Genomic DNA, 6,381 nt, shown 5'->3' with positions numbered 1-6,381 from the left:
GCGGATTCCGCCACGGCGCGCAGGCGCTGGCGTCGGCCGCGCGCCGTGGCGGAATCCGCGTGGTACTGGCCAGTGACCGGGCCGATCCGGTGCTGGGATTCGCCGACGCGGTCGTGCCCGCGGGCGGCCGTCTCGTGGCGTCCGTACGAGGGCTCCAGGCCGATGGCGCGGTGGTGCTCCTGGTGTCGGGCAACCGCCGGGCCCTGGGCGCCTCGGACTGCGGGCTGGGCGTGTACGGCGAGGAGGATCCGCCGGCCTGGGGCGCCGACCTGCTGATCGGTACGGACCTGGAGTCGGCCGCGCTGATCCTGGCCGGCGTGGGCACGGCCCGTCAGGTCGACCGCGACAGCGGCGTACTGGCCGCGGGCGGCAGCGGAGTCGGCGCGGTCGCGGCCTTGCAGGCACCTCCCGCGCAGGCGTGCGCCCGTGGCCAGGCCGCGAGCAACTCCGCGGGTGCGATCGCCTTCTGTCTGGGCGTCTGGCGCGCCCGCCAACTGCTGTCCCGGCCGGTCACCCCGGCCGTGTCGACCGTCCCCTGGCATCTGATGCCCACGGCGCTGGTGCTGGACAGGCTCGGCACGACCGCCGAAGGACTGTCCTCGGCGGAGTCCGCGGTCCGGGCCAAGGGCTCGTCGGGAGCGGACGAACCGCTGCGCACCAGCCTCCCGTCGGCGTTCGTCGACGAACTGGCCAACCCGCTGACGCCGGTGCTCGCGGCCGGGGCGGCGCTGGCCGCCGCGGTGGGATCACGTACGGACGCGGCGCTCGTGGCCGCGATCACCGCGACCTCCGCCCTGGTCGGCGGCGTCCAGCGGGTGCGGACCGAGCGCGCTCTCGCTGAGCTGACCGCGCGCTCCGCGATCGGCACGCGGGTGCGGCGGGCGGGCGCCGAGCGGCTGGTCACCGCCGAAGACCTGGTGCCCGGCGATGTCGTCGTGCTGCGGCCGGAGGACGTGGTTCCCGCCGACTGCCGGCTGCTCACGGCCGAGGGCCTCGAAGTGGACGAGTCCTCGCTGACCGGAGAGTCCCTCCCCGTGGCCAAGGACCCGGCGCCCGCGATCGCCTCACAGATCACCGAGCGGACCTCGATGCTCTACGAGGGCACCACCGTCTCCGCGGGCCGCGCCACCGCGGTCGTCGTCGCGACCGGCGCGGCCACCGAGGTCGGACGCAGCGTCGCCACCGCCCGCCAGGCCGCCCCGGTGACCGGGGTCGAGGCCCGTCTGACCTCGCTGACCAAGGCCGGCCTGCCGGTCGCGATGGCCTCCGCCGCCGCGGTGGCCGGGGCCGGGATGCTGCACGGCCGGCCCCTGGCCGACGGCCTGGCCTCGGCCGTCAACCTGGCCGTCGCCTCCGTCCCCGAAGGGCTGCCGTTCCTGGTCAACGCGGCCCAGCTCGCCGCCGCCAGACGCCTGGCCGTGCACGGTGCGCTGGTGCGCAACCCCCGTACGATCGAAGCCCTCGGCCGCGCCGACGTGCTGTGCTTCGACAAGACGGGCACCCTCACCGACGGCGATCTTCGGCTCTCCGCCGTCAGCGACGGCCGGCGGTCGCTTCCCGTCGAGCGGCTGCCCGTACCGCACAAGGAGATCCTGGCCGCCGCGCTGCGCGCCACACCCGCCGCCCGGCAGACCGAGCCCATGGCTCATCAGACCGACCGCGCGGTGACGGCGGGCGCCCGCGGGGCACGGGTGTCCGTCAACCGCGGCGCGCCGCGCTGGCGGCGTACCGACACCCTGCCCTTCGACCCGTGCCGTGCCTACCACGCCACGGCGGGGCGTACGTCGCGCGGCCTGCTGCTGAGCGTCAAGGGCGCACCGGAGAACATCCTGGAGCGGTGCCACTTCCTGCGCGCGGACGGCGGGCCGGTGCCGCTCGACGACGCGGCGCGCGAAGAACTCGAATCCGCCACCGGGGAGTTGGCGAGCGCGGGCCGCCGTGTGCTCGCCGTGGCCGAACGGACCCTGCGGGCCGGTGAGGACCTCTCCGACGAGGCCGTGGACGGGCTGGTTTTCCTCGGCTTCGTCGTCCTGGCCGACCAGGTACGTACCGGAGCGGCCCCGGCCACCGCCCGGCTGCGCCGGGCCGGCGTGCGGACGGTGATGCTCACCGGCGACCATCCGGCCACCGCCGACGCCATCGCGGCACATGTCATCGGCGCACCGGCGCGGACCGTCCGCACCGGGCCCGAGCTCGACGAGCTCGACGACGCCCAACTCGACGCCCTGCTGCCGACGGTGGACGTCATCGCCCGGTGCGGCCCGCACCACAAGGTCCGTATCGTCCATGCCTACCAGCGCCTCGGCAAGGTCGTGGCGATGACCGGCGACGGTGCCAACGACGCCCCCGCGATCCGGCTCGCCGATGTCGGCATCGCACTCGGGCAGCGCGGCACCCCCGCCGCCACCGCCGCGGCCGACCTGGTCATCACCGACGACCGGCTGGAGACCATCGTCACCGCCCTGACCGAGGGGCGCGCCATGTGGACCTCGGTCAGGACCGCGCTCGCCATCCTGATCGGCGGCAACCTCGGCGAAGTCGCCTTCAGCGTGGCGGCCTCGGCGCTCACCGGCGCCGCGCCGCTGAGCGCCCGCCAGATCATGCTCGTCAACCTGCTGACCGACCTCGCTCCCGCGCTCGCCATCGCCGTACGACGGCCCGGCGAGGACACCGGGGAGCAGTTGCTCCAGGAGGGTCCCCAGCGGTCCCTGGGCACCGCGCTCACCCAGGAGATGATGCTGCGCGGCATCACCACCGCCCTGGGCGCGGGCCTCGCCTGGAGCGCCGCCCGACTCACCGGCACCGGACGCCGGGCCGGTACGATCAGCCTCGCCTCGGTCGTGGGCACCCAGCTCGCCCAGACCCTCACCAGCGGCGTCGACCGCAACGTACTGGCCGCGGCGCTCGGCTCGGCAGCCGTCCTGGTGGGCATCATCCAGACGCCGGGCATCAGCCGGTTCTTCGGGTGCACACCGCTCGGCCCGATCGCCTGGGGCATCACCCTCGTGTCGATCACCACGGCGACGCTCCTGCATACGAATCTGGCTCCGGTGGCCCAACTCCTCGCGAGGACCGGCTGGTTGTCCTCGACGGCGGGGAAGGAAGCGCAGGGCGCGACGGGCCCGGCAGCACCCAGGCCGCTTGAAGCCGCACTGGCTCCGCTGGAACAATTCCTTCGCTCCGTCCACCTCATGGACACCCCGCAGCCGGCGGAGTGAGCCCGAAGGTCACGTGGCGGGTGGACCACCGGGGGAGCGGAGAAGGCGGCGGCCACGATGCCCGGTGACACGATCGGGTCGGAGCGGAGCGCCGAGGCAGCAAGCGCCGACGCAGCAACGGAAGCGATGGAGTCGTGCATGAGGACCGAGAACGACGCCAGGACGACCGGGCACCACGAGGTGGCCTCATGACGGCCCCGGCGAGCGTGCTGGTCGTGGGCGCTTCCGCGTCCGGGCTGACCACCGTGGAGTCACTGCGGCGCAAGGGGTACGAGGGCCCGATCACGGTGCTCGGCGACGAGCCGCACGCCCCGTACGACCGGCCACCGCTGTCCAAGCAGATCCTTTCCGGCGCGTGGGCGCCGGACCGGGCCACGCTGCGGACGCGGGACGTCCTGTCCGGCCTGGACGCCGAGTTCGTGCTCGGCGACCCGGCGGTGGCGCTCGACACGGCCGAGCGGACCGTGCGCACGGAGTCCGGGCGTGTCCTGCGGGCGGACGCGGTCGTGATCGCCACGGGGGTACGGGCACGGGCGCTGCCCGGGCAGAAGGATCTGACCGGTGTGCATGTGCTGCGCACGCTCGGCCACGCGCTGGCCCTGCGCGAGGACCTGCTCGCGAGCTCCCGGGTGGTGGTCGTGGGCGAGGGCGTCCTCGGCTCCGAGATCGCGGCCACCGCGCGGACGCTGGGCCTGGAGGTGACGCTGGCCGGACCGCTGGCGGCGCCGATGGCGCTCCAGGTCGGACCGCTCGTCTCGGGACTGCTCGCGGACCTGCACCACGAGCGAGGCGTACGGCTGCGGCTGGGCGAGGGCGTCGTGGGGCTGACCGGTGACGACGACGGCAGGGTCACCGGCGTACGGCTGGGCACGGGCGAGATCCTGCCGGCCGACGCGGTGGTGGTCGCGATCGGCGCGTCCCCGGCGACGGAGTGGCTGGCGGACAGCGGCCTGCGGCTCGACAACGGCGTGGTGTGCGACGCCCGGTGCCGCGCGTCGGAAGAGATCTACGCGGTCGGTGACGTGGCCCGCTGGCACCACGAGGGGCTCGACCGCCTGATCCGCCTGGAGAACCGGACGAACGCCACCGAACAGGCCATGGCGGTCGCCGGGGTGATCTGCGGCGAGGACAAGCCGTACGTTCCCGTTCCGTACTTCTGGACCGACCAGTTCGACGCGAAGCTCCAGGTGCACGGTTTCCTCCCGCCCGGCGCCGAGGCCGAGGTGGTCGAGGGCGACCTGCCGTCCCGGCGCTTCGTCGCCCGCTTCCACACCGACGGCGTGGTGACGGGCGTCCTCGGCTGGAACATGCCGAAGCAGACCCGCCTGCGCCGCCAGGAGGTCGTCGACGGCCTGGCGGTGACCTCCGCTCCCACCTCCGCCTCCCCTTCCGGCCCCGCTTCCAGCCACTGAACGATCACAAGAGACCCGTGAAGGTCGTCGCCGACGGCGCCCCACCGAGCCGCGAGAGGTCTTGGCCGTCGAGGATCTCGCGGTCCTGGTGCTCACGGGCGGTGTGCGATGATGAATTAAGTCAGTTGCTTGCTTTGCTTCAGTGAGAGACAGGGTGACTGGCTGGGCGCTCAGGGTCGGCTTCGAGGTGGATGCGCGGTGGTGACGGTGTCGGGCAGGGTCGTACGGGCGGAGCGTGGTGACGCGACGCGGGAGCTGATCCTCGCGACGGCGGAGCGTCTGTTCGCGGAGCACGGGGTGTTCGCTGTTTCCAACCGTCAAGTCAGTGAGGCGGCGGGGCAGGGCAACAACGCCGCGGTCGGCTATCACTTCGGTACGAAGGCGGACCTCGTGCGGGCGATCGCGCGAAGACATTCGGAGTCGATAGAGCGGCGGCGCCTGGACATGGTGAACGGGATCGGTGGTTCCCCGCAGGTGCGGGACTGGGCGGCGTGTCTGGTGCGTCCGGTGACCGAACATCTGGCGGCTCTGGGCAGCCCTACGTGGTACGCGCGGTTCGGCGCGCAGGTGATGACCGACCCGGCCCTGCGCGAGATCATGGTCCAGGAATCGCGGAGCGCGCCCTCGCTGCGGCAGATCCGTCAGGGGCTCGACCGGTGCCTCCCGGAACTGCCGCCCGAAGTGCACGCCGAACGACGCGACATGGCCCGCCAGTTGATGGTGCACATGTGCGCCGAGCGGGAACGCGCGCTCGCCCAGGGCACATCCACCCCACGGTCGAGCTGGCACGACGCCGCGACGGGTCTGATCGACGCGCTCGTGGGGCTGTGGCTGGCTCCCGTCACGCGCCCTTGACGCGGGCGGCGCCCCCCGGGTCTCAGTGCTGCCGTCGTTGTGACCGCGTCGGTTCGCCGGGCCGGTGGCCGGGGTGCTCCAGCAGGGTCATCACCAGGACGACGAAGCTTGTCGGTGCGCGGCTTTGTCAGCACGCGGCTTCGAAAACCGCCTCGGTGGCGCGTCGCATCTCGAACATCGGCGGGTCGGGTATCTGGTGGTTCGAACTCCATGCGCCGTCGGCGTCGATGACATCGATCTTGGGGTGCATTCTGATCACATCACCCTCCCATTCGCCGTCGAGTTCCCGCACATTGATTTCGGCCTTGCGTGTCGGAAGGTAGGGATTCAGCGAGAAGTGGCTTCCGCGCCAGTCGTGGACATCTCCTGCGAAGTCGCCGCTCATATCCTCTTCGGCTCCGCAGATCTTGATCTCGCCTGTGACGTCACAGGCCATGGAGCAATTCTCGTCCCGGACCAGATGAAGCATCAGCCGCCTTTTGTCGTCCGCCGTATAGGACATCTCTCCTTGCCAGTAGTCTGTCAGTTGGGGCTTGCCCGGCAGGGGAAAGTCCCAGGGAGTGAGCAGCATACGAGCCAGGATGAGCAGACCGAACAGAGCGGCCAATGCGGCGATGCCTTCGATGGTTCTCCACCGGAAACTCTTCTTCCGGCGCGGCTGTGACATGTAGGTAGTCATGTGTCAACCCCCCTCGGGTCGTATCACCGTAGCAGCGGCATGCGACACGACGAGAGCTATGAGGATCGACGTTTCGATTTCGGTACGTAATCCGACATCAATCGTGAAGAAGTCCGCCGTTCCATTAACTTTCCACTGCCGGAAAACTTTCCTTTCCCGAGCGGGCGCGTTCGTATGCCGCCGACTAGGTCCTGTCCGGCGGATCTTCGTGGATCGG

At 71.7% G+C, this 6,381-nt stretch carries 4 protein-coding genes; 3 read left to right on the top strand and 1 reads right to left on the bottom strand.

Annotation, left to right across the window (positions count from 1 at the left end; all coding sequences use genetic code 11):
* The 3 genes from BFF77_RS22960 to BFF77_RS22950 form a co-directional block, all read left to right on the top strand.
* On the top strand, window positions 1-3,218 hold a 3,218-nt coding region (locus tag BFF77_RS22960), incomplete at its 5' end, for a cation-translocating P-type ATPase (protein ID WP_079125401.1).
* 188 nt (window positions 3,219-3,406) lie between these two features.
* A complete protein-coding gene (locus BFF77_RS22955; RefSeq protein WP_066952932.1) occupies window positions 3,407-4,630 on the top strand; it encodes an NAD(P)/FAD-dependent oxidoreductase in 1,224 nt (407 codons plus the stop codon).
* A 207-nt stretch (window positions 4,631-4,837) separates the two neighbouring features.
* A complete protein-coding gene (locus BFF77_RS22950) occupies window positions 4,838-5,485 on the top strand; it encodes a TetR/AcrR family transcriptional regulator (protein WP_066952934.1) in 648 nt (215 codons plus the stop codon).
* 127 nt (window positions 5,486-5,612) lie between these two features.
* Here the strand turns inward: BFF77_RS22950 and BFF77_RS22945 are convergent, their stop codons facing one another.
* Window positions 5,613-6,164: a hypothetical protein gene (locus BFF77_RS22945; protein WP_141698498.1), complete on the bottom strand. Its 552-nt coding sequence runs from the start codon at window positions 6,162-6,164 to the stop codon at window positions 5,613-5,615.
* Window positions 6,165-6,381: the final 217 nt, after the last annotated feature.

The sequence above is a fragment of the Streptomyces lushanensis genome, from assembly GCF_001700515.1.
GTDB lineage: Bacteria > Actinomycetota > Actinomycetes > Streptomycetales > Streptomycetaceae > Streptomyces > Streptomyces lushanensis.
This window is presented reverse-complemented; position numbering and strand designations above follow the sequence as displayed.

Bases quoted from the DNA above. Each gene is read 5' to 3' on its own strand.
- BFF77_RS22955 (WP_066952932.1), top strand. From the start codon at position 3,407: ATGACGGCCCCGGCGAGCGTGCTGGTCGTGGGCGCTTCCGCGTCCGGG.
- BFF77_RS22945 (WP_141698498.1), bottom strand. From the start codon at position 6,164: ATGACTACCTACATGTCACAGCCGCGCCGGAAGAAGAGTTTCCGGTGG.